Raw genomic sequence first — 20,918 nt, 5'->3', positions numbered from 1 at the left:
TGCCGGAGCCGCCGCCTTTGGCGAGCCTGAAACGCCGGAAAGGTCACCGCGATGAGCATCCTTGCTGCCCCGATTGCCCGGATCTGTCTCGTCATCCTGTTTCCTTTCAGCGCGCTCGACAAGATCTTCAACTGGGACGGCGCGCTCAAGCAAGCGAACTCCGGCATTTTGCCCGGCGGCCCCGTGCTACTCGTTCTGGCGATGAGTTGCGAGATCGTCACGCCGCTGCTGATCGTCGGCGGCTGGTACGATCGGCTAGCCGCTTTCGTGCTCGCCGGCTACTGCGTGGTGACGGCGCTGCTCTACCACGATTTCTGGGCCTACGGCGATTTCTGGGCGTCAGGCGAGAGCAAGGCGCGCAGTCATTTTTGGGATTTTCTGAAAAACTTTGGCCTCGTTGGCGGGTTGCTGGCGGTGGTGCTTGGCGCGCCCCTGGCGTCGGTCGGCTTTGTTCTCAGTCATCCGCTGTCGTCCACAGGCGTCTATGAAGGCGTGGCGCCAGGTGCCGTCGACGCAAACAAGGATTGAACGATGGCCGAGCCGATTCCGCCGGAAGTCCTGTACTGGCATGTCTACACCGGCGAGGACGGCGTCAGCCGCCAGACTCTCTGCACCCTGACGAACTTTCGTCTGAAGGGAATGAGCGGCGCTGCGCCGCAGTGGCAGAACGAGATCGGTACCGAAACATCGACGGTTAACGTAAGCATCATGCCGATCGGCTGGATCGGCGAGTGGCACGAAAACCCGAAGCCGCAATGGATCGTCCCGCTATCGGGCCGCTGGTTCGTCGAGACGATGGATGGCCACCGAGTCGAAATGGGGGCTGGCGATTTCTCGTTCGGCCAGGATCAGGGTTGCAGGCCCGATGCCAAGGGGAAGAAAGGTCATCTGTCTGGGACGATCGGCAACGAGCCCTGCGTCGTTATGATCGTGCAGCTCCAGGAGAGCGCCGGCCCGGTCGGGCCCTGCGGCTATCGCTGAGGCGCAGATCCATGATCGGCTTTGAAATCATCGATCCGGTATTCAAGACCTACGTGCTCGGCAACGCGCCGCTGGAAAGGCTTGGTGAGGGCTTTCGCTGGGCGGAAGGGCCGGTCTGGTTCGGCGACATGGGCATGCTGCTGTTCAGCGATCTGCCGAACAATCGCGTCATGCGCTGGAGCGAGGCGGATGGCGTGCAGCTGTTTCGCGCGCCCTCTGATTTCGCCAACGGTCACGCTCGCGATCGCGAGGGCCGGCTCATTACCTGCTCGCACCACGGGCGCTGCATCTCCAGGCTCGAGCATAACGGCGAGGTGACAAAGCTCGTCGATCGCTTTGAGGGCAAACGGCTCAATGCGCCCAACGACATCATCGTGAAATCCGACGGGACCATCTGGTTCAGCGATCCGCTCTTTGGCCTGCAGACGGATTACGAGGGCGGCAAGCAGAAGGCGGAACTCCCGCCGACGGTGTTTCGCTTCGATCCGCGCGACGCGAGCCTGCGGGTTGTCGCAGATGACTTCGAGGGACCAAACGGGCTCTGTTTCTCGCCGGACGAGCGCAAGCTCTACGTCGCCGAGACGGGGCCGTTGTTCGCCGACGATCCGACGCAGCACATTCGCGTCTTCGATGTGGGTGACGACGGGCGGCTTTCGGGAGGCGCCGTCTTTCACAAGGTCACGCCGGGTTTTGCCGATGGCTTCGTCGCCGACCAGCACGGTAATATCTGGTCGAGCGCGGCCGATGGCGTCCACTGCATCGGCCCGACCGGCGATCTGCTCGGCAAGGTCCTGGTGCCTTCGCTCGTGTCCAACCTGGCCTTCGGCGATCGCTTCGGCAGCCGGCTGTTCATCTGTGCCTCGCACAGCCTCTATTCCATTTTTCTCAACGTGCGGGGAGCCACCTGGCCATGACGGAACGTGCCGGAGCCATTACGAAACTGCGTCGCATCGCGATGGTGGTCGGAAATCTCGATGCAGCCGAGGCCTTTTTCGCCGACGCCTTCTCGTTCGAATTTGTCGAACGCAAGGCGGAGGATGCCGGCCTCGCGACGCTGCTCGGCGTTCCGGATACACGTATTCGTCAAACCGTCATGCGGCTCGGGGCGCAGGAGATCGGCCTTCTGGCCTTCGATCCGCCGGGGCGTGCCTATCCCTTGGACAGCACATCGACCGACCTCTGGTTTCAGCATTTTGCAATCATCGTGTCGGACATGGATGCGGCCTACCGCCGCCTGCAGGCTGCAGGTCGGTTCAGCGCCATTAGCGACGGTCCGCAAGTTTTGCCGCCGGTCTCCGGTTCGGTCGCGGCCTACAAATTTCGCGATTCGGAAGGGCACCCCCTCGAGCTTTTGGCCTTTCCCGCGGGCACAGGCCCCGCCTATTGGCAAGAGAAGGCGTCCGGTGCGCTGTTTCTCGGCATCGATCATTCGGCGGTGTCCGTGTCGGATACCGAGCGCAGCATTGCCTTTTACAGAGACGTGCTCGGTCTTACGCTCGGCGAGCAAACGGAAAACATAGGCCCGGAACAGGCCCGCATGGACGGGGTACCCAATGCCGCGGTGACGGTCACCGGTTTAAATCCGGTGCATGCCCCATCGCACGTCGAGTTGCTGGGGTATAAGGTTGGCGCGCGTCGACCGGTCGCATTCGACACGCGCGCCGACGACATCGCCGCGAGCATGTTCGTCATGGAGACCGAGGCGCTGACTTCGCTCGTGGACCGCTTGATAGCCGCCAAAGCCAGGTTCATTTCGCCAGGGATCGTCACGCTGACGGATGGCGTGCAGGCCATCGCGATCCTCGATCCCGACGGGCACCGTGTGATGGTTGTCCAATAGGAAGAAGGGCTCGGGCGAATTGTCCAGTTGAGTTTTGCGCTCAAAAAGCCGAAAAACGCTCAAGATAACAATGGGCGTTCATCATGTTGCATGGCTTTGACCCTATTATCCTCGCCCGGGCACAATTCGCCTTCACGATGTCGTTCCACATCATCTTCCCGGCCTTCTCGATCGGGCTCGCCAGCTTCCTCATGGTTTTGGAAGCGCGCTGGCTGTGGACCGGACGCGACGTCTACCTGAACCTGTTCAAGTACTGGCTGAAGATCTTTTCCGTCGCCTTCGGTATGGGCGTCGTGTCCGGCGTGGTCATGAGCTACCAGTTCGGCACCAACTGGTCCGTCTACGCCGACAAGACCGGGCCTGTCCTAGGCCCGATGATGGCCTACGAGGTTCTCTCCGCCTTCTTCCTCGAAGCCGGGTTTCTCGGCGTCATGCTGTTCGGCATGGGCCGCGTCGGAAAGCCCCTGCATTTTGCGGCGACGTGCCTCGTCGCCACAGGCACGCTGTTCTCCGCCTTCTGGATCCTCTCGGTGAACTCCTGGATGCAGACCCCGCAGGGCTATGCCATCAACGACGTCGGACAGTTCATTCCGGTCGATTGGTGGAAAGTGATCTTCAACCCGTCGTTCCCGTTCCGTCTCGTCCACATGGTCATCGCGGCTTACCTCACAACGTCGCTGGTCGTTGGCGGCGTCGCGGCGTTCCACCTGTTGCGCGATCGGTTCAACGAGGAAGCGCGCACGATGTTTTCGATGGCGATGTGGATGGCCGCGCTGGTCGCGCCGATCCAGATCTTGGCCGGCGATGCGCACGGCTTGAACACGCTGGAACATCAGCCGGCGAAGGTGATGGCGATGGAAGGCCACTACACCAGCCATCCCGATGGCGCGCCGCTGATTCTGTTCGGCATTCCCAACCAGGCCGAGGGCCGTGTGGATTATGCCATTCAGATCCCAAAAGTGTCGTCGCTCGTCTTGAAGCACGATCTCAACGCGCCTTTGGCGGGCCTCGATACGATCCCGCGGGAAAATTGGCCGCCGGTGCCGATCGTATTCTGGTCGTTCCGCATCATGGTCGGCCTTGGCTTTCTGATGCTGTTCCTCGGCCTGTCGAGCCTGTATGCCCGCTGGAAGGGGGTACTGTACGAAGCCAAATGGCTGCATCGCTATGCGCTCGCGATGGGTCCGGCTGGTTTCGTCGCCGTGCTGGCCGGCTGGATCACCACGGAGGTCGGGCGTCAGCCGTTCACGGTCTTTGGACTCCTGCGGACGACGCAGTCGGTCTCGCCGCTAGCCGCGCCAGCCGTTGGCTCCTCGCTGATCGCCTTCGTGATCGTCTACTTCCTCGTCTACGCCGCCGGGCTGACCATCATCGCCCGTCTGATGGCTACCGCGCCGCATAAAGGCGAGGAGGGCCCGGCGCATGGGCAGCCCACGCGCAGCGCGGGCATCACGCCCGCTTCGGCCATCGGTCCCACTACAGCGCTGGCCGGGGAGTAGACCATGTCCGCCTTTGACGCCCACACGGTGCTGACAACCGCTTTCGCCTTCATCATCGCCTTCGCGGTTCTCGCCTATGTCGCGATGGACGGCTTCGACCTCGGTCTTGCGATCCTCTTCCCGTTCTTCCCGGAAAAGGCCGACCGCAACGTCATGATGAACTCGGTCGCCCCGGTGTGGGACGGCAACGAGACCTGGCTTGTGCTCGGCGGCGGCGGGCTGTTCGCGGCGTTTCCGCTAGGATACGCCGTGCTGATGCCGGCGCTCTACACCCCGCTGATCGCGATGCTGCTCGGCCTCGTCTTCCGCGGCGTCGCTTTCGAGTTCCGCTGGCGCAACCGCAAGGACCGCAACATCTGGGATTTGGCCTTCTCCGGCGGATCGCTGGTCGCCGCGCTGGCGCAGGGCATCGCACTCGGTGCCGTGCTGCAAGGGATCACGGTCAGCGGCCGCGCCTATGGCGGCGGCTGGTGGGACTGGCTGTCGCCGTTCTCGATTCTGACCGGCCTCGCTACGGTCGCGGCCTATACTTTGATGGGCGCGACGTGGCTGGTGATGAAGACGAACGGCCAGCTGCAAGATCACGCCTACAGGCTGGCGCGGATCAGCCTCATCGTGACGCTCGGCTTCATCGTCGCCGTCAGCCTGGCGACGCCGTTCCTGCATGAGCATTATTGGGAGCGCTGGTTCACTTTTCCCAACCTCATCCTCACCGCTCCCGTGCCGGCTGCCGTTGCGTTGTTCGCGTTCGGCTTGTTCCGAAGCCTTGAGCGCCGCAACGACTATTGGCCGTTCATTCTGTCGCTGGCGCTGTTCTTCGTGACCTTCGGCGGCCTCGGCGTCAGCATCTGGCCCTACATCGTGCCGGAGCAGATCACCATCTGGGAAGCGGCGGCGCCCGAGACGAGCCAGCGCTTCCTCATCGTCGGCATCGCTATCCTCGTGCCGATCATCCTGGCCTACACGGCCTACGCCTACTGGGTGTTCCGCGGAAAGATCGACGCCAATGCCGGTTACCATTCCTGAGCGGCCGGACGACAAGCCGCTGGGCTTTTTACGGCGGCTTGGGTGGTTCGTCGCGCTCTATGCGCTTGGCGTCTTGAGCGTGGGACTCGTCGCCTATGGCATCCGGCTGTGGATCAAGACCTGACGCAATGTCGGCGTCTGCCGACTTGCGGCTGCATAGACCCGATCACCGTGTCTGCGGCGCAGCGGCCTCTTTGCGGGCGTCGGCAACCAACTGCTTGAAACCGGCCGCGTCAAGGGCGCTGGCCTCGAGAAACGGCCCGATGACGTAGACCGGCGTACCCTGCAGCTTCAGGGCGTCGGCCTCCGCAATATTGCGTTTGAGAAGGGCGACGATCTCGTTGTCGCGCGTGTCGAGGTCGCGGTTGAGCTGGGTGACATCGACCCCTGACGCGACGACGGCCCGGCTGATGTCCTGGTCGGTAGCCGGGCGAGCCGTCATCCGCATCAACGCCTGGTGGACGGCGGCGTACTTCCCCTGCCACTGTGATGCGATGGCGATCTTGGCGGCGGTGACCGAGCTTTTCGCCAGGATCGGCCAGTCCTTATAGACCACCCGAACTTTTGAGTCCGAGGCGATCAGGGCGGCGAGATCGCCATCGCTCTTGCGGCAGTAGGGGCAGTTGTAGTCGGTGAAGGCCACCACGGTGACGTCGCCGTCGGGGTTTCCCACCACCGGCGAATCCGGATCGTGAAGCAGCGCGGCTTTGAAGCTGGGAGGCGCCGGGTCCGCCGGTGGCGCGGCCACAGCGGCGACCGACGCGCCGATCAGCAGGGCGGCGGCCCATGTCGGAAGAGAAAACCAGGCGGCTTTGCAATCGATCGGCATGCTTCTTTATGCGACCGGCGCTCCGGAAACGCAACTTGGCTCGCCGTAATGCGCGATATAGCGCTCTTCGATGTCGCCCATCGGCATCACCGTGAAGACGTCTGTGGTGCCGAACTGCCGGTCGATCACGGCATGACGGCCGAAGCGCGCCCCAGTGCGCAGATAGGCCTTGAAGAGCGGCGGTAGGGCAGTGATGCCGCGGCGTACATCGATCGCGTCCTTGGGCAGCGGCGTGAAGTCGGCGATGCCATGCGGCCAGGCCTCGACCTGCCATGCTTCGTCGGCCTGAGCATAATGATGCAAAAAGCTCAAAGGCAGCCGCAGCGCGTCGAGGTCCGTCCCGGGCAGGCTGGCGCAGCCGAGAAGGGCGTCGATCTTGTGCTGCTTGGCGTAGAGCCAGAGTCCGCGCCACAACAGCTCGATGACCCGCTTCGAGCGGTAATTCATATGGACGCAGGAGCGGCCGAGCTCGAGAAAGCGCGTCGTCGGCTGCCGGTCGAGGAGCGGCTGCATGTCGAACTCGCCTTGCGAATAGAACCCGTTGTGCGCCTCGGCCACGTCGCGGCGCAGCAACCGGTAGGTGCCGACCACTTTGGCCTTCGCATTGCCTGACGATGACACGGCATCCGTGTCGACGATGATCAGATGGTCGCAAATCGCGTCGAAGGGGCAGATATCGCGGCGCGATCGGGCAACATCCCGGTTCGCGATCGCGCCGCCTTCTTCATAGAAAACGGTGTAGCGGAGCTTTTGCGCGCTTCGCAGTTCCTTCTCGCTCGACGCAAGACGGATCTCGAACGGCCCCGCGCGTTCCAGAACGGCGGTGCTCTCGACCGATGTCCGGACCAGGACTGGTCGCGACGGCGTGGGGACGAGAATTGCGTTGTCTAAGCCCGAAGGGGTCGCAAAGTCGCTTTGCATGGTCGCCATGGCGTTGCGCGCACTCATCGTTCGTTTCGTTCGCCCCGCTTAGGGAGATTGCAAGAATGTTTCATGACGAGCAGATGCCGGAAATGTCATCTTGTCGCTATACGGATGAGATACCCACAGGCTGACATAAACACCACATGGTCATGACCCTCTTTCGCGTCTTTTTGCTCGCCATCGCTCTTGTCTTCTTCTTTATCGTCGGCGCGCCGCTGCAGATGTTGCTCGCCCGCCGCAGTCCGGCGCTTGCCGCGCGCCTCGCGATTGCGTTTTGCCGCACCCTTCTGGGCATCCTGCGCGTCTCGATCGACATCGCGGGATCGCCTGAGAGACAAGGTCCCGTCCTGCTTGCGGTGAACCACGTCTCCTGGATCGACGTCCTCGCCCTTGGAAGCGTCATGCCGTTCTGCTTCCTGGCCAAGCACGAGGTCGCGCGTTGGCCGATCCTGTCGGCCTTCGCGAAAGTCCAGGGGACCGTCTTCGTCGATCGCTCCCGCCGACGCGGAATTATGCCGGCCAACCGGCAGATGGCGGATCGGATGCTCGAGGGCCGCATCGTGTTGCTGTTTCCCGAAGGGACGACCTACGATGGCGAGACCCCCGGGCGATTTCATTCCTCGCATTTCGCCTCCGCGCGCGACCTCCTTCGAGGCGCATCGGAGCGTGAGGTCGTCTCGGTTCAGCCGGTGGCGCTGGCATACTCGTCTGCCGCCGCCGCCTGGATCGGCGACGACGCGTTGCTTCCGCATCTCTGGCGGGTCTTGCGTGGCGCGCCGCTCCGCTGCCTCGTCACGTTTGGGCCGGCGCTCGCCTATCGCCGCGATACGGATCGCAAGGTCGTCGCCCGCCTGTCGCGCGCCGCGATCATCGCCATGCTCGCATCGGCGCGGGCCGAGCGGCCGCTCTACGCCTGGACGAACCATGTTCCGGCTGAAGCCTGCGACGACCCGGCAGAGATGCCGATGTCAGCTTGATGCCGTGACGGAGTGCGTCAAAAAACTGTCATGCCAATGACGATGAAGGCTGCGCATAAGTAGAAAAAGACGAGATGGGCGTATGATTCGAGATTTGGACGTCGGCGATGTGACAACGGCAGGGCTGATCCTCGGCGCATTGCCGGAAGCTGTGCTCGCGGTCGGGTCCGATGATCGGATCCTTGAGGTGAACGCTGCGGCACTTGCGCTTTTCCCGGCGTTGCGTATCGGGGCGCCGCTCGCCCGCATTCTGCGCTCGCCGGATATTCTCGATGCCATCGAGCATGTTCGGCTCACCGGTGAGGCGGGCCGCGCCAGCTGGCTCGAGCGGGTCCCGGTTGAACGCGTCTTCGACGTCAATATCGCCCCGATCGTCCTCGATGCCGGACCGGTCCTGATCCTCTATTTCCGCGAGATCAGCGAAAGCCGGCGGCTGGAACGCATGCGCGTCGACTTCGTCGCCAACGCCAGTCATGAACTGCGTACGCCGCTGTCTTCGCTGCTCGGCTTCATCGAGACCCTGCAAGGGCCGGCGCGGAACGATCCCGTGGCGCGCACCCGCTTTCTCGAGATCATGCGCGAGCAGGCTCAGCGCATGGCGCGCCTCGTCGACGATCTTCTGTCGCTCTCCAGGATCGAGCAGCATCTGCATTTGCGGCCCCAGGAAGCCGTCGATATCACACTCGTGCTGCGGCACATCGTGGACACGCTCGGGCCGCTCGCGGATGACAACCGGGTCGATCTCGAGCTTGATCTCGAGGCGCCGGTGATCGTCAGCGGGGACCGCGACGAACTGCTGCGGGTGGCGGAAAACCTGATCGAAAATGCGATCAAGTACGGGGCCTCGGATGGCGTCGACAAGCGCGTGCGCATCGGCGCGAGCATTCAGGATACGGACGGCGTCATCACGGTGCAGGATTTCGGACCCGGTATTGCCCAGGAGCATCTGCCGCGGCTGACGGAGCGGTTCTATCGCATCGATGCCGGGCAAAGCCGCGCCAAAGGCGGCACCGGTCTCGGGCTCGCGATCGTCAAGCATATCGTCGCGCGCCATCGCGGGCGGATGACGATCGATTCCAAAAAGGGCTGCGGCGCGACATTTCGCGTTATTATTCCGTTACATCAACAATAACAGCCTAATTTGTAATCATTGGTGTCATAAAACTGAGATGCTTCTGTCTTAAAACGATGGCTGTCCCGCTCTAAGGGTCCAGGGCGAGGCGCTGCTCGGCGTCCTTGCATTCCGACGATCCTTCCGAGCCAAAGAGGCCCATCATGACTTCGCACGTTCTCGCCCGTATCGCGCTTGCTACCGCGATCGGCACCGTCGCAAGCCTTCCCGTCCAGGCTGCCGAAATCTCCGGCGCCGGCGCGACGTTCCCCTATCCCGTCTACGCGAAGTGGGCTGATGCCTACAAAAAAGAGACCGGCGACGGCCTGAACTATCAGTCCATCGGCTCCGGCGGCGGCATCAAGCAGATCATGGCCAAGACGGTCACGTTCGGCGCCAGCGACAAGCCGCTGAAGGCTGAAGAGCTTAAGAAGGCGTCTCTGGTTCAGTGGCCGATGGTCATGGGCGGCATCGTCCCCGTCGTGAACCTCGACGGCATCAAGCCGGGCGACATCACCTTCGACGGTCCGACGCTCGCCAAGATCTTCATGGGCGTCATCAAGACCTGGGACGACCCGGCGATCGCCAAGCTCAACCCCGGCGTCAAGCTGCCGTCGGCCGCGATCTCCGTCGTCCATCGTTCGGACGGATCGGGCACGACCTTCAACTTTACCAACTACCTTTCGAAGGTCTCGCCTGACTGGAAGTCAAAGGTCGGCGAAGAGACGGCCGTGGAATGGCCGGTCGGCATCGGCGCCAAGGGCAACGAAGGCGTCGCCAACAACGTCCAGCAGACCAAGAACTCGATCGGCTACGTCGAGTCGGCCTATGCCAAGCAGAACAAGCTGACCTATGGCGACATGATCAATCATGAAGGCAAGAAGGTCGTTCCGGACGCGACCGCCTTCCAGGCCGCCGCAGCCAACGCCGATTGGAAGAACGCCCCCGGCTTCTACCTGATCCTGACCGACCAGCCCGGTGAGAAGTCCTGGCCGATCACGGCATCGACCTTCATCCTGATGCCGACACAGCCAAAGGACGCCGCTGCTGCGACCTCCGCGCTGAAGTTCTTCTCCTGGGCCTATGCCAAGGGGACGGATATGGCTTTGGGTCTCGATTACATCCCGATGCCTGCCAACGTCGTGACCCTGGTCAAGACGGAATGGGCCGAGATCAAGACCGCTGACGGCAAGCCGCTTCAGTTCTGATCTCTCGATGATCTGATCTATCGAACAAATGAGGAAGAGGAGTGCTCCTCTTCCTCACCCGACCCGAGCGCTCCCACCTGTCGCATCGCTGCACCATCGGGCTAGCGCTCAGTCTCTGAATTTGCTGCGTGCCCAGTGCCGTCTGGGCAGGTCCGGTCGCGGTCATGCGCGCAAGCTGGAAAGAGTTGCCGACGTGGAGCGTGATGTGGTGGATTTGGTAGCCCAAGGCGCGGTCGAGACGCCGACCGTGTTCGACCGTGCCAAGGCGCTTGCGCGGTTCAAGTTCGGTGACCGGTTCTTCCACGGCCTGACGTTCACCGCCGCGATCGCGGTGCTGATCCTGCTCGGCGGGGTGATCGTCTCTCTTATCATCGGCTCGATCCCCGCGATCCAGGAATTCGGCTTCGGCTTCCTGGTGACCGAGGTGTGGAATCCGGTGACCGATAAATACGGCGCCGGCGCCGCCATTTTCGGCACGCTCGCTACCTCGATCATCGCCATGGTCATCGCCGTCCCGATCGGCGTCGGCATCGCAATCTTTCTCAGCGAGCTTTGTCCGCAGCCGCTGCGCCAGCCCATCGGCATCGCCATCGAACTGCTCGCCGGCATTCCTTCGATCATCTACGGCATCTGGGGTCTCTTCATTTTTGCCCCGCTGCTGCAGGAATATATCGAGCCAAGCATCATCGCGTTCTTCGGACCCATACCTGGCTTGAACATGCTGTTCGCCGGGCCGCCTTACGGCATCGGCATCTTCACCGCCGGCTTCATCCTGGCGATCATGGTGCTGCCGTTCATTTCCTCGATTTCCCGTGATGTCTTCGCGACGGTGCCGCCGGTCCTCAAGGAATCGGCCTACGGCCTCGGCTTCACCACGCGCGAAGTCGTCGGCAATGTCGTCATCCCCTACACCCGCGTCGGAATCATCGGCGGCGTGATGCTGGCGCTTGGCCGGGCGCTCGGCGAGACCATGGCGGTGACCTTCGTCATCGGCAACGCGCACCGGATCTCGACATCGGTCCTGGCGCCCGGCACGACAATCTCCGCAACCATCGCCAACGAGTTCACCGAGGCCGTGGGATCGCTCTACACGTCGGCCCTGATCGAACTCGGCCTGATTCTTTTCGTCATCACCTTCTTCGTCCTGGCGATCGCTCGCTACATGCTGATGCGGATCGAAAAGAAGGGAGCGCGCTGATCATGAGCCTCTATGACGCGCGCCGGCGCAAGAACGCCTTCTACGTTACGCTCTGCTACGCGGCCTCGGCCTTCGGGCTTGCCTGGCTGATCTGGATCCTCGGGGCCCTCATCATGAAGGGCGCGCCGGGACTGGTTCCCGCGACCTTTACGGAAATGACCCCCGCGCCCGGCAACACCGGTGGCCTGCTCAACGCCATCGTCGGCAGTCTCATCATGACGATCGTCGCGGTTCTTGTGGGGACGCCGATCGGCATGCTGGCCGGCACCTATCTCGCCGAGTACGGCAATCGATCGAAGCTCGCTTTCGTCATTCGCTTCATCAACGACATCCTTCTCAGCGCGCCGTCGATCGTCATCGGCCTGTTCGTCTACCAGATCGTCGTGGCACCGATGGGCCACTTCTCGGCTATCGCGGGCATGGTGGCCCTTGCCATCATCGTCATTCCCGTCGTGGTGCGGACGACGGAGGACATGCTGCGGCTGGTGCCGAGTCAATTGCGTGAAGCCTCCGCGGCGCTGGGCCTGCCCAAAAGCATGGTAATCCAGAAGATCGCCTACAAAGCCGCCCGGGCCGGCCTGACGACCGGCGTCCTGCTCGCCATCGCGCGGGTCAGCGGCGAAACCGCGCCGCTCCTCTTCACTGCTTTGAACAACCAGTTCTACGCCACCGACCTGAACGCACCGATGTCGAGCCTTCCGGTCGTCATCTTCCAGTTTGCGCTCTCGCCTTATGCCGATTGGCAGCAGCTGGCGTGGACGGGCGCGCTCATCATCACGATGACCGTCCTCGCATTGTCGATCATCGCCCGAGTGCTCGGGTCACAAAGGAAAAAGTCATGACCTCCAGCAACGGCACAGAGCCGGGGTCGCTTCCGACCAAGATAACGGTCAAGGATCTTCGTTTCTTTTACGGCGACAGTCTCGCGCTGAAGACGATCAACCTGTCGATCTATGCCAACAAGGTCACGGCCTTGATCGGCCCGTCGGGCTGCGGCAAGTCGACCCTGCTGCGCGTGATGAACCGGATGTACGATCTTTATCCCCGGCAGCGTGCCGAAGGCGAGGTGCTGCTCGACGGCGAGAACATCCTCACGCCGGGACAGGATCTGAACCTGCTGCGCGCCCGTGTCGGCATGGTGTTCCAGAAGCCGACGCCGTTCCCGATGTCGATCTACGACAACATCGCGTTTGGCATCAAACTCTATCATAAGGTGTCCAAGAGCGAACTCGACGGCCGGGTCGAGACCGCCCTGCGCGGCGCCGCGCTTTGGGGCGAGGTCAAGGAAAAGCTGCAGGACAGCGGCCTTTCACTGTCGGGCGGGCAGCAGCAACGGCTCTGCATCGCGCGTACCGTCGCGATCCAGCCCGAGGTAATCCTCTTCGACGAGCCGTGCTCGGCGCTCGATCCGATCTCGACCGCCAAGGTCGAAGAGCTGATCGACGAATTGACCGAGAAGTATACGATCGCGATCGTCACCCACAGCATGCAGCAGGCGGCGCGCGTCTCCAGCTACACCGCTTTCATGTATCTCGGCGAACTCATCGAGTTCGGCAAGACGCAAACCATGTTCACCGCTCCGGAGAACCGGCAGACCCAGGATTACATCACGGGTCGGTTTGGTTGATGCTGCGGCACAAGGATAGAGAATTATGAGCGACCATATCGTCAGGGCCTACGACAAGGAGCTCGATCTGCTCGGGCGCAAGATCGCCGAGATGGGCGGCATTGCCGAAAAAATGCTCGCCGATGCGATGGATGCGCTGATCGATTTCGACGCCGATCTGGCGCGAAAGACGGTGCTGGTCGATGCGCGTCTCGATCTTCTCCAGCGCGAGATCGAGGAAAATGCGATCATGACGATCGCACGTCGCCAGCCCATGGCGGTAGACCTGCGCGATATCGTGGCGGCGATCCGCATCTCCGCCGATCTCGAACGCGTCGGCGATCTCGCCAAGAACATCGCCAAGCGGGCGATCATCATCGCCGCCGAGGCGCGCGTCCCCCGCGCGATCATCGGCCTGAAATCGATGCACGAGAGCGCCGCTCTTTCGCTGAAGGACGTGCTCGACGCCTATGCCCATCGCGACGTCGAACGCGCCCGCTCGGTCTGGACGCGGGACGCGGAACTCGACGCGCTGGAAGACAGCGTGTTCCGCGATCTTCTGACGTTCATGATGGAAGATCCACGCAACATTTCATTCTGCACGCACCTGCTGTTCTGCTCGAAGAATATCGAGCGGATCGGGGATCATGCGACGAATATCGCGGAAACAGTCGTCTATCTGGTGACCGGCGAGGCCCTTCCGATGGATCGTCCGAAGGGCCGTTCCTTTTCCTCCGAGTCGCTTTCAATCTGACCTTATGAGGGCGCGATGGATATCTCGACCGAAACGAAGCCGACGTCGCGCAATCTGACGCCGTCGAGCGCGACGCCGCGTATTCTCGTCGTGGAAGACGAGGAGACGCTCAGTCTGTTGCTTGCCTACAACCTGGAGTCCGAAGGCTTCATCGTCGAATGCGTCGAGCGCGGCGACGAAGCGGACATGCGCTTGATCGAGGCGCCGCCGGATCTCGTCATTCTCGATTGGATGCTGCCGGGCGTCTCCGGGCTGGAAATCTGCCGGCGCATGCGTGCTCGGCAGTCGACGCGGTCTCTGCCCGTGATCATGCTGACGGCGCGTGGCGAAGAAAGCGAACGCATCCGCGGTCTTTCGACAGGCGCCGACGACTACATCGTCAAGCCTTTTTCGGTGCCTGAGCTGATTGCGCGCGTCCGCGCCCTGTTGCGTCGCGCCAGTCCCGATCGTGTGGCCTCACGTCTGTCCGCCGGTAATCTGGAACTGGATCGTGAAAATTGGCGCGTACATCGCGGGACGCGTGTCGTGCATCTCGGGCCGACCGAATTTCGTCTGCTGGAATACCTGATGGCCAAGCCGGGACGGGTGTTTTCGCGCGCTCAGCTACTCGACAGCGTCTGGGGCTTGTCGGCGGAGATCGACGAACGCACGGTCGACGTCCACGTCGGCCGGCTGCGAAAGGCTTTGTCGCAGCACGGCGAGTCCGATCCGATCCGCACGGTGCGCGGCGCCGGCTACGCGTTCGACGAGACGTTCGGCGGGGGATAAGCGATATCGGGCATCAGCATCCCTCCCGGGGCTCGCATAGAGAGGCCCGGGACTGAATGAAGCGCTGCGTTACGCGATCTTGCGTTCGCGGCGCCGGTCCTGCATCGGCTGATAGGCCATGCGGCTATGGTAATTGCAGTAGGGGCCTTCGCCCGCAGTCGCCTTGCCGCCGCAATAGCGGAACTCGGCGCTGGTGGGGTCGCCAACCGGCCAGCGGCAGCTGGATTCCCGCAGTTCCATGATCGTCACGGGCTCGTTCATCGGCACGACGTCGCCGGACGAGCGCTGAACCTGCGCCATGGCCAGAGGCCGCGGCTGAACGGCGAGGGCGGCGTTGCCACGCATGGGCATTGCCGCCGCACGCTGCGGTGCGATTGGCGCGCGTGCGGACGATTGCGGAGCACTTTCGCGCGGCCGCGCTGGGTTGCTCGGTGCTGCGGCCTTGACGCGACCCGACAGGCCGAGGCGATGCACCTTGCCGATGACCGCGTTGCGCGTGACTCCCCCGGCCAACTCGGTGGCGATCCGGCTTGCGCTCAGCCCGTCCAGCCAGAGTTTTCGTAGGAGCTCAATCCGTTCATCGGTCCAGGACATCGCTTCTCTCCTAAGCAATGGTGTTCACGTGCAATCGGCTCCGTTTTGCTGACAAACCCGGGCATAGAACGCCGGAATCCATCGCGCAACGCAGCACCGGCAAAACCGGTGTCGTCCAACGCAGTACGCTGTCTGAAAAGCCTGCCGCACGAGATGTCGTAGTCGACAAGAAGGACGGTACACTAGCCGTTGAATCCGGCGCAAGAGTCGTCACACTTCATTAAGTGTTTTCAACAAGTGCTTGCGTGATGAGCGCGAAGATTCTGGGACGCATATGAATCAAACGGGGAACAAACCGGAATCGACGGCGGCATAGCTTGCGCAACAGGGATCAGCGTGCTCCGAGCCGGTTCGATCTCTTGGCGCAAAGACCAAGATCCGAACGCTGATTTGTGTAGAGAATGCGTCGACATCCGGCATAAGCCTTCGTCGAGCTTCACCTATTTGACCCGCCTCCACTAAGACTCTAGATAGAAGGAATGTGTCACCTCGTGCCGCCCCTCGGGCGGCGCTTTGCGTTGTGACATCCTGCATCCCTTCTCAATCATGGAGTGGGACGTGACATCGTCTTTGCTGCCGACCTACGCCCGATATCCCTTGGCCTTTGCCCGCGGCGAAGGCGTGTGGCTGACGACGGCCGAAGGCGAGCGCTACCTTGATCTAGGGGGTGGCATCGCGGTGGCATCGCTCGGCTACTCGCATCCGCACCTCGTCGGCGCGCTGACCGAGCAGGCCCAGCATCTCTGGCACACGTCCAATCTGTTCCAGATTCCGCAGGCCGAGCGTCTGGCGCAGCGCCTGACGGCGGCGAGCTTTGCCGACTACGTCTTCTTCACCAACTCCGGGGCCGAAGCCCTCGAGGGAGCGATCAAGACGGCGCGGAAGTATCATGCGGTGTCAGGCCATCCCGAGCGCTTTCATATCATCACCTTCGAGGGGGCGTTCCACGGCCGCACGCTCGCGACCATCGCCGCCGGGGGTAACGAGAAATATATCGAAGGTTTTGGTCCCAAGGCCGCCGGCTTCGACAAGGTGCCTTTCGGCGATATCGCCGCAGCGAGGGCCGCGATCGGGCCGCAGACCGCCGCGATCCTGGTCGAGCCGATCCAGGGCGAAGGGGGAATCCGCGTCCCGCCGCGCGCGTTCCTGCGCGACCTTCGCGCCTTGTGCGACGAGCATGGCCTGCTGTTGATCCTCGACGAGGTGCAATCCGGCGTCGGTCGCACCGGCAAGCTCTTTGCCTATGAGTTGAGTGGTATCGAACCCGATATCATCGCGATCGCCAAGGGCATCGGCGGCGGCTTTCCGCTCGGCGCCTTTCTGACGACCTTCGAGGCTGGCAAGGGTATGACTCTGGGAACCCACGGCACGACGTTCGGCGGCAATCCGCTGGCAACCGCTGTCGGCAATGCGGTGCTCGACGTCGTGTTGGCGCCCGGGTTCATCGAGGGCGTCGGCGCCAAGGGGCTGTTGCTCAAAAACGGTCTGGCGGAGTTTGCCACGAATTATCCCGACGTCATCACCGAAGTGCGTGGTGAAGGTCTGATGCTCGGGCTCAAGCTCGCCGTGCCGCCAGGCGATTTTGCCGCCGCAGGCAGGCAGGAACATGTGCTCGTCATACCGGCGGGCGATAATGTCGTGCGGCTAGTGCCGCCCTTGATCATTTCGGACGATGAAATCGCCGAGGCGTTGGGCCGTTTGGCGGCCACGTGCGCGCATTTCAGTGTGGCAGCCGGCGCGCGAAGAGGGGCCGCGGAATGACCCGAACCGTCTTTGCCGACGCGGCACGCGAGACCCGGCACTTCCTCGATCTGTCCGAGGTCTCCGCCGAGGATCTGCGGCACATCATCGACACGGCGGCTTCCATCAAGGGAGCTTGGCGCCGCGGCAGTCCTTCGCGCGACAAGCCGCTGGCGGGCAAGGCGCTGGCAATGATCTTCGACAAGCCGTCCACACGGACGCGTGTGTCGTTCGACCTCGGCATGCGGCAGCTCGGCGGTGAAGCTCTCATGCTGACCGGCAAGGAGATGCAACTCGGCCGCGGCGAGACGATCGCCGACACGGCGCGCGTCCTGTCGCGCTTCGTCGATGCCATCGTGATCCGCATTCTCGATCATGCCGACATGGTCGAACTGGCCCGTCACGCAACCGTGCCGGTAATCAACGGTCTGACGAAACGCTCGCATCCTTGCCAGGTCATGGCCGACGTCTTGACCTTCGAGGAGCACAAGGGACCGATCGAGGGCAAGACGATCGCCTGGTGCGGCGACTCCAACAATGTGCTGGCAAGCTGGATCCATGCGGCCCAGCGCTTTCGCTTCAAGATCAATGTCGCCACGCCGAAGGACCTCGGGCTTTCGCCCGAGATGACCGCATGGGTCGCGGCATCGGGTGCCGCTGTCACCACCACCACGGATCCGTTCGCCGCGGTCGACGGGGCGGACTGCGTCGTCTCGGATTGCTGGATGTCGATGGGCGACGAAGCCGAGACGTTTCGCCACGACCTTCTTCTCCCCTATCAGGTCAATGCCAAGCTGATGGCGGCCGCGGCCAAGGATGCGATCTTCATGCATTGCCTGCCCGCCCACCGCGGGGAAGAGGTCACCGACGAGGTCATCGACGGCCCGCAATCGGTTGTGTTCGACGAGGCGGAAAATCGGCTGCATGCGCAGAAGGGTATCTTGGCCTGGTGTCTGGGAGCCTCCGAACGATGACGGATGTCGGGGAAGCCGGCTTCGAGGCCATGCGTCCGGTCTCCGATCAAGGCTACGACGATCGGGTTCTGCCTTTTGCGGTCGAGCCGCTCGACGTGCGCGGCCGTGTCGTTCGGCTCGGGCCTGCGGTCAACAACATCCTGGCCCAGCATCGCTATCCCGCCACCGTCGCGCGCGTCGTCGGCGAGGCCGCCGCCCTGACCATTCTTCTGGGATCCGCCTTGAAGCTCGAGGGGCGGTTTCAGCTGCAGACGAAAAGCGATGGGCTGATCGACATGCTGGTCGTGGATTTCGACGCACCGGATCGCGTCCGTGCCTTTGCCCGGTTCGACGCGGACAAGGTCGCCGCGGCGCCTGCCGGGACCGACATGCTGGGCAAGGGCTATCTCGCCTTCACCATCGATCCGGGCAACGAGATGTCACGCTACCAGGGCATCGTCGCCCTGGAGGGGCAGGGACTGGAGGCCGCCGCCCACCAGTATTTCCGGCAGTCCGAACAGATTCCGACTCTCGTCCGCCTCGCTGTCGCGGAGATCGTGACGGGCGAGGGCGCGAGCTGGCGAGCGGGAGGGTTGATGGTGCAGTTCCTTCCGTCGTCGCCGGAGCGCCAGCGGCAGGCCGACCTTGATCCCGGCAATGCGCCGATCACGTACGTCGCCGAAGAGCCCGACCTCGACGATGCCTGGGTCGAAGCGCGGACGCTGGCCGAGACGATCGAGGACCACGAACTCGTCGATCCGATGCTGTCCAGCGAACGGCTGCTGTTTCGCCTGTTCCACGAGCGCGGTGTTAAGGTGTTCCCACCGCAGCCGGTCCACGACGCCTGCCGCTGCTCGCGCGATGGCATCGAAGCGATGCTGCGCAACTTTTCTCCCGACGAGAGGCGCGACATGGTCGGCGACGACGGCAAGATCGGCGTGACCTGCGAATTCTGCTCGGTCCACCGTGAATTCGATCCGGCGGACTTTGTCTAACTCAGCTCTTCCGCCAGCCGCCGCATGAAGCCGATGCCGGCCTCAATCTGGGCGACCTCGATGAATTCGTCGGGCTGATGCGCCTGATCGATGGAGCCTGGCCCGCAGACGATCGTGGCGATCCCGGCGCCCTGGAACTGGCCGGCCTCGGTGGCGAAGGATACTGTGCCGGTGCTGTTGGAGCGCATCAGTTTTTTGACCAGGGTCTCGGCCGCCGATCCCGGCTCCGACGCGAGGCCGGGAACCTCGATGTCGGCATGGGTCTCGATGCGCGCGTTCGGCGCATGGCGCGTCAGCTTCGGCAACACGATTCGATCGGCGTAGGCCTCGAGATGCGCCAGCGCACGCTTCTGGTCGACGCCGGGCAGGCCGCGAAACTCCCAGTCGAAAGAGCAGCGCTTGGCCATGATATTGCGGGCCGTGCCACCCCGGATCTGGCCGACATGCACGGTCGAGCAGGCGGGGTCGAACAGGCCTGACGGATCACCCTCCTGGCGAAGAATTTCGGCGAAGCGGTAGAGTTCGGTGACGAGATCGCAGGCGGCCTCGACCGCACTGGCGCCGAGCTGCGGCTTCGACGAATGGGCTTCCTTGCCGTGGACGATCGTCTCATAGGTGGCGATGCTCTTGTGTGCATCGATCACCGCCAGCTCCGTCGGTTCGCCGACGATGGCGATGGCGGGGCGGGGCAGGTCGACGCCGAAACGTCGGATCGCGTCGAGCGAGCCGAGGCAGCCGATCTCCTCGTCATAGCTGAGCAGCAGATGGATCGGCTTCTTCAGTGCCGCCTTCTGGAAGGTGGGCAGCATCGCCAGGCAGATCGCGTCGAACCCTTTCATGTCGCAGGTGCCGCGTCCGAACACGCGGCTGCCGTCGCGACGCAGGGTGAAGGGGTCGACCGTCCATTCCTGGCCTTCGACGGGTACGCAATCGGTATGACCCGACAGCAGAACCCCGCCGTCGATGGCGGGGCCGATGGTCAGAAACAGCGCCGCCTTGTCGCCATCGGCGTTCGGCACGCGGGTGAAGGCGACGCCAATGTCCTCGAGATAGGCCTCGACGGAGTCGATCAGCGGCAGGTTGCTCTTCGAACTGACGGTATCGAACCCGACCAGCCGCTCGAGCAGGCTCAGCGTGGCGGCGAGATCATCGGAAGGGTCCATCATCACGCCGCTTTCGATCAGTTCAGGACGCGTTTGGTAAACGGCGAGTCGAGCGAAAACGTCGGGACTTCGATGTCGAAGATGTTCCCGGCCTCGTCCACGACCTGGTAGGAGCCGGCCATGATCCCGGACGAGGTGGTGAGCGGGCAGCCCGAGGTGTAGCGGAAGGTTTCGCCCGGTTTCAGCACGGGCTGCTCGCCGACGACGCCGGTGCCCTTGACCTCTTCGAGCTGACCATTGGCGTCGGTGATCTTCCAGTGCCGCGCCGTCACTTGAACGGTGATCTCGCTTTGGTTGGCGATCTCGACGGTGTAGGCCCAGAAATAATGGCCTTCCCCAGCGTCCGATCGTTCCGGCACGAATTCCGGCAGCACGGTGATCTCGATGTCGCGGGTGACGCAGCTGTACATGTTGCAATCGATCGGTCGTTGGTCGGGGGATGCTATCATGGGACGGGGCCGCGCCGCTATTCCGCGGCGAGGGTGCGGGTGGCGCCGGCCGAAAGGGCCTGCGCGATGTCCTCGATCAGATCCTGGGGATCTTCGAGCCCGATCGACAGCCGCAGCATGCCGTCCGAAATGCCCATCGCGGCGCGCGCTTCCGGCGTCAGCCGCTGATGCGTCGTCGTCGCGGGATGGGTGATGATGCTCTTGGCGTCGCCGAGGTTGTTGGAAATCTTGATGATCGAAAGCGCGTTGGCAAAGCGGAAGGCTGCCGCCTTGCCGCCGATGACGTCGAAGCTCACGAGAGTC

General features: G+C 63.0%; 24 protein-coding genes. 18 read left to right on the top strand and 6 right to left on the bottom strand.

Annotated features, from left to right (window positions below):
• The first annotated feature begins 51 nt into the window (after window positions 1-51).
• The 7 genes from GSQ79_RS05570 to GSQ79_RS05540 all read left to right on the top strand — a co-directional run bounded on the left by GSQ79_RS05570 (window position 52) and on the right by GSQ79_RS05540 (window position 5,470).
• Complete coding sequence (locus tag GSQ79_RS05570) at window positions 52-528, top strand: DoxX family protein (protein ID WP_158807743.1); 477 nt, start codon at window positions 52-54, stop codon at window positions 526-528.
• Window positions 529-531: 3 nt separating this feature from the next.
• Window positions 532-981 carry a cupin domain-containing protein gene (locus tag GSQ79_RS05565; RefSeq protein ID WP_158807742.1) on the top strand — a complete coding sequence of 150 codons (450 nt, stop codon included), beginning with the start codon at window positions 532-534 and terminating at the stop codon, window positions 979-981.
• A gap of 11 nt (window positions 982-992) precedes the next feature.
• The gene (locus GSQ79_RS05560) at window positions 993-1,895 is read left to right on the top strand and encodes an SMP-30/gluconolactonase/LRE family protein (RefSeq protein WP_158807741.1); all 903 of its coding nucleotides are present in this window, start codon (window positions 993-995) and stop codon (window positions 1,893-1,895) included.
• Window positions 1,892-2,821, top strand: a complete 930-nt coding sequence (locus GSQ79_RS05555; RefSeq protein WP_158807740.1) for a VOC family protein — start codon at window positions 1,892-1,894, stop codon at window positions 2,819-2,821. Before GSQ79_RS05560 ends, GSQ79_RS05555 begins: the two co-directional genes overlap by 4 nt.
• A gap of 83 nt (window positions 2,822-2,904) precedes the next feature.
• Window positions 2,905-4,320: a cytochrome ubiquinol oxidase subunit I gene (locus tag GSQ79_RS05550; RefSeq protein ID WP_158807739.1), complete on the top strand. Its 1,416-nt coding sequence runs from the start codon at window positions 2,905-2,907 to the stop codon at window positions 4,318-4,320.
• Window positions 4,321-4,323: 3 nt separating this feature from the next.
• Window positions 4,324-5,346, top strand: coding sequence for a cytochrome d ubiquinol oxidase subunit II (cydB, locus tag GSQ79_RS05545; RefSeq protein ID WP_158807738.1), 1,023 nt, complete (start codon window positions 4,324-4,326; stop codon window positions 5,344-5,346).
• Window positions 5,327-5,470 carry a DUF2474 family protein gene (locus GSQ79_RS05540; protein WP_158807737.1) on the top strand — a complete coding sequence of 48 codons (144 nt, stop codon included), beginning with the start codon at window positions 5,327-5,329 and terminating at the stop codon, window positions 5,468-5,470. The genes cydB and GSQ79_RS05540 overlap by 20 nt, the downstream gene beginning before the upstream one ends.
• A gap of 42 nt (window positions 5,471-5,512) precedes the next feature.
• Here GSQ79_RS05540 and GSQ79_RS05535 read toward each other — a convergent pair whose 3' ends face one another.
• A complete protein-coding gene (locus tag GSQ79_RS05535; protein WP_158807736.1) occupies window positions 5,513-6,175 on the bottom strand; it encodes a DsbA family protein in 663 nt (220 codons plus the stop codon).
• 6 nt (window positions 6,176-6,181) lie between these two features.
• A complete protein-coding gene (locus GSQ79_RS05530) occupies window positions 6,182-7,123 on the bottom strand; it encodes a GNAT family N-acetyltransferase (RefSeq protein ID WP_158807735.1) in 942 nt (313 codons plus the stop codon).
• A 119-nt stretch (window positions 7,124-7,242) separates the two neighbouring features.
• On the opposite strand from GSQ79_RS05530, the gene GSQ79_RS05525 reads away from it, so the two are divergent.
• The 8 genes from GSQ79_RS05525 (at window position 7,243) to phoB (ending at window position 14,721) form a co-directional block, all read left to right on the top strand.
• Complete coding sequence (locus GSQ79_RS05525) at window positions 7,243-8,076, top strand: 1-acyl-sn-glycerol-3-phosphate acyltransferase (protein ID WP_158807734.1); 834 nt, start codon at window positions 7,243-7,245, stop codon at window positions 8,074-8,076.
• A gap of 82 nt (window positions 8,077-8,158) precedes the next feature.
• Window positions 8,159-9,208, top strand: coding sequence for an ATP-binding protein (locus GSQ79_RS05520; RefSeq protein WP_158807733.1), 1,050 nt, complete (start codon window positions 8,159-8,161; stop codon window positions 9,206-9,208).
• A 143-nt stretch (window positions 9,209-9,351) separates the two neighbouring features.
• Window positions 9,352-10,395: a phosphate ABC transporter substrate-binding protein PstS gene (gene pstS, locus GSQ79_RS05515; RefSeq protein ID WP_158807732.1), complete on the top strand. Its 1,044-nt coding sequence runs from the start codon at window positions 9,352-9,354 to the stop codon at window positions 10,393-10,395.
• A 205-nt stretch (window positions 10,396-10,600) separates the two neighbouring features.
• The gene (gene pstC / locus GSQ79_RS05510) at window positions 10,601-11,593 is read left to right on the top strand and encodes a phosphate ABC transporter permease subunit PstC (RefSeq protein WP_246725118.1); all 993 of its coding nucleotides are present in this window, start codon (window positions 10,601-10,603) and stop codon (window positions 11,591-11,593) included.
• 2 nt (window positions 11,594-11,595) lie between these two features.
• On the top strand, window positions 11,596-12,435 hold the full coding sequence (pstA, locus tag GSQ79_RS05505; RefSeq protein ID WP_158807730.1) for a phosphate ABC transporter permease PstA: 840 nt from the start codon (window positions 11,596-11,598) through the stop codon (window positions 12,433-12,435).
• On the top strand, window positions 12,432-13,220 hold the full coding sequence (pstB, locus tag GSQ79_RS05500) for a phosphate ABC transporter ATP-binding protein PstB (RefSeq protein ID WP_158807729.1): 789 nt from the start codon (window positions 12,432-12,434) through the stop codon (window positions 13,218-13,220). The genes pstA and pstB overlap by 4 nt, the downstream gene beginning before the upstream one ends.
• Before the next feature lie 25 nt (window positions 13,221-13,245).
• Complete coding sequence (phoU, locus tag GSQ79_RS05495; RefSeq protein ID WP_158807728.1) at window positions 13,246-13,953, top strand: phosphate signaling complex protein PhoU; 708 nt, start codon at window positions 13,246-13,248, stop codon at window positions 13,951-13,953.
• Between the two features lie 15 nt (window positions 13,954-13,968).
• A complete protein-coding gene (gene phoB / locus GSQ79_RS05490) occupies window positions 13,969-14,721 on the top strand; it encodes a phosphate regulon transcriptional regulator PhoB (RefSeq protein ID WP_158807727.1) in 753 nt (250 codons plus the stop codon).
• Window positions 14,722-14,790: 69 nt separating this feature from the next.
• Here phoB and GSQ79_RS05485 read toward each other — a convergent pair whose 3' ends face one another.
• Window positions 14,791-15,315 carry a GcrA family cell cycle regulator gene (locus tag GSQ79_RS05485; protein WP_158807726.1) on the bottom strand — a complete coding sequence of 175 codons (525 nt, stop codon included), beginning with the start codon at window positions 15,313-15,315 and terminating at the stop codon, window positions 14,791-14,793.
• A gap of 558 nt (window positions 15,316-15,873) precedes the next feature.
• Between GSQ79_RS05485 and GSQ79_RS05480 the strand changes: the two genes are divergently transcribed.
• From GSQ79_RS05480 to GSQ79_RS05470, 3 genes are read left to right on the top strand one after another with little or no spacing between them, the layout of a single operon-like run.
• Entirely contained in the window at window positions 15,874-17,076 is a 1,203-nt protein-coding gene (locus GSQ79_RS05480; RefSeq protein WP_158807725.1) for an aspartate aminotransferase family protein, read from the top strand.
• Window positions 17,073-18,029 (top strand): ornithine carbamoyltransferase, encoded by a 957-nt coding sequence (gene argF / locus GSQ79_RS05475; RefSeq protein ID WP_158807724.1) that lies wholly within the window; start codon window positions 17,073-17,075, stop codon window positions 18,027-18,029. The genes GSQ79_RS05480 and argF overlap by 4 nt, the downstream gene beginning before the upstream one ends.
• Window positions 18,026-19,003 carry an Hsp33 family molecular chaperone gene (locus GSQ79_RS05470; protein WP_246725117.1) on the top strand — a complete coding sequence of 326 codons (978 nt, stop codon included), beginning with the start codon at window positions 18,026-18,028 and terminating at the stop codon, window positions 19,001-19,003. The genes argF and GSQ79_RS05470 overlap by 4 nt, the downstream gene beginning before the upstream one ends.
• On the opposite strand, the gene argE is transcribed toward GSQ79_RS05470, so the two are convergent.
• The 3 genes from argE to GSQ79_RS05455 form a co-directional block, all read right to left on the bottom strand.
• A complete protein-coding gene (gene argE / locus GSQ79_RS05465) occupies window positions 19,000-20,166 on the bottom strand; it encodes an acetylornithine deacetylase (protein ID WP_174243164.1) in 1,167 nt (388 codons plus the stop codon). The two genes, GSQ79_RS05470 and argE, sit on opposite strands and share 4 nt — an antisense overlap.
• A 17-nt stretch (window positions 20,167-20,183) precedes the next feature.
• Window positions 20,184-20,576, bottom strand: coding sequence for a Co2+/Mg2+ efflux protein ApaG (gene apaG / locus GSQ79_RS05460; protein ID WP_158807722.1), 393 nt, complete (start codon window positions 20,574-20,576; stop codon window positions 20,184-20,186).
• Window positions 20,577-20,632: 56 nt separating this feature from the next.
• The coding region (locus GSQ79_RS05455) for a PLP-dependent transferase (RefSeq protein ID WP_174243163.1) at window positions 20,633-20,918 on the bottom strand (286 nt) is incomplete at its 5' end.

It is taken from the genome of Beijerinckia sp. L45 (genome assembly GCF_009765775.1).
GTDB lineage: Bacteria > Pseudomonadota > Alphaproteobacteria > Rhizobiales > Beijerinckiaceae > RH-AL1.
The sequence above is the reverse complement of the archived record's forward strand: the minus strand, read 5'-3'. Positions and strand labels throughout refer to the sequence as shown.

Bases quoted from the DNA above. Each gene is read 5' to 3' on its own strand.
- GSQ79_RS05570 (WP_158807743.1), top strand. From the start codon at position 52: ATGAGCATCCTTGCTGCCCCGATTGCCCGGATCTGTCTCGTCATCCTG.
- GSQ79_RS05565 (WP_158807742.1), top strand. From the start codon at position 532: ATGGCCGAGCCGATTCCGCCGGAAGTCCTGTACTGGCATGTCTACACC.
- GSQ79_RS05560 (WP_158807741.1), top strand. From the start codon at position 993: ATGATCGGCTTTGAAATCATCGATCCGGTATTCAAGACCTACGTGCTC.
- GSQ79_RS05555 (WP_158807740.1), top strand. From the start codon at position 1,892: ATGACGGAACGTGCCGGAGCCATTACGAAACTGCGTCGCATCGCGATG.
- GSQ79_RS05550 (WP_158807739.1), top strand. From the start codon at position 2,905: ATGTTGCATGGCTTTGACCCTATTATCCTCGCCCGGGCACAATTCGCC.
- cydB (WP_158807738.1), top strand. From the start codon at position 4,324: ATGTCCGCCTTTGACGCCCACACGGTGCTGACAACCGCTTTCGCCTTC.
- GSQ79_RS05540 (WP_158807737.1), top strand. From the start codon at position 5,327: ATGCCGGTTACCATTCCTGAGCGGCCGGACGACAAGCCGCTGGGCTTT.
- GSQ79_RS05535 (WP_158807736.1), bottom strand. From the start codon at position 6,175: ATGCCGATCGATTGCAAAGCCGCCTGGTTTTCTCTTCCGACATGGGCC.
- GSQ79_RS05530 (WP_158807735.1), bottom strand. From the start codon at position 7,123: ATGAGTGCGCGCAACGCCATGGCGACCATGCAAAGCGACTTTGCGACC.
- GSQ79_RS05525 (WP_158807734.1), top strand. From the start codon at position 7,243: ATGGTCATGACCCTCTTTCGCGTCTTTTTGCTCGCCATCGCTCTTGTC.
- GSQ79_RS05520 (WP_158807733.1), top strand. From the start codon at position 8,159: ATGATTCGAGATTTGGACGTCGGCGATGTGACAACGGCAGGGCTGATC.
- pstS (WP_158807732.1), top strand. From the start codon at position 9,352: ATGACTTCGCACGTTCTCGCCCGTATCGCGCTTGCTACCGCGATCGGC.
- pstA (WP_158807730.1), top strand. From the start codon at position 11,596: ATGAGCCTCTATGACGCGCGCCGGCGCAAGAACGCCTTCTACGTTACG.
- pstB (WP_158807729.1), top strand. From the start codon at position 12,432: ATGACCTCCAGCAACGGCACAGAGCCGGGGTCGCTTCCGACCAAGATA.
- phoU (WP_158807728.1), top strand. From the start codon at position 13,246: ATGAGCGACCATATCGTCAGGGCCTACGACAAGGAGCTCGATCTGCTC.
- phoB (WP_158807727.1), top strand. From the start codon at position 13,969: ATGGATATCTCGACCGAAACGAAGCCGACGTCGCGCAATCTGACGCCG.
- GSQ79_RS05485 (WP_158807726.1), bottom strand. From the start codon at position 15,315: ATGTCCTGGACCGATGAACGGATTGAGCTCCTACGAAAACTCTGGCTG.
- argF (WP_158807724.1), top strand. From the start codon at position 17,073: ATGACCCGAACCGTCTTTGCCGACGCGGCACGCGAGACCCGGCACTTC.
- GSQ79_RS05470 (WP_246725117.1), top strand. From the start codon at position 18,026: ATGACGGATGTCGGGGAAGCCGGCTTCGAGGCCATGCGTCCGGTCTCC.
- argE (WP_174243164.1), bottom strand. From the start codon at position 20,166: ATGGACCCTTCCGATGATCTCGCCGCCACGCTGAGCCTGCTCGAGCGG.
- apaG (WP_158807722.1), bottom strand. From the start codon at position 20,576: ATGTACAGCTGCGTCACCCGCGACATCGAGATCACCGTGCTGCCGGAA.